At 49.1% G+C, this 279-nt stretch carries 1 protein-coding gene; it reads left to right on the forward strand.

What is annotated here, in order from left to right; genetic code table 11:
• Positions 1 to 66 precede the first annotated feature (66 nt).
• Positions 67 to 279, forward strand: a 213-nt coding sequence (locus DWX59_RS29115) for a hypothetical protein (RefSeq protein WP_207660473.1), incomplete at its 3' end; no start/stop codon positions are given.

The following is a 279-nucleotide window of genomic DNA, read 5'->3' on the forward strand; positions in this document are numbered from 1 at the left end:
AGTCCCGAACAGTCGATGCCGAGATTATTTATCGTCTGCACCGACAGAGGAGTATACTGTCCCTGATTGTATGCGTACCAGTACCCCTTATTCCCAAATGTATACGGTGTTCCGAGCAAAGTTGCCGCCTTTGCGATCACCGTATCGGAAGACGGAAACGCAGAGTTTTCGGTCGAAGTACTTGCGGCATTTGCTGTTATCGCTCCGCTCACAGATGAACCGAGCATAGAAAAAGCGCAGAGGCCTTCCATAAACCCTGCGCCAAGCTTCTTTAATATT

Origin of the sequence: Enterocloster aldenensis (assembly GCF_003434055.1) — a bacterium.
Taxonomy (GTDB): domain Bacteria; phylum Bacillota; class Clostridia; order Lachnospirales; family Lachnospiraceae; genus Enterocloster; species Enterocloster aldenensis.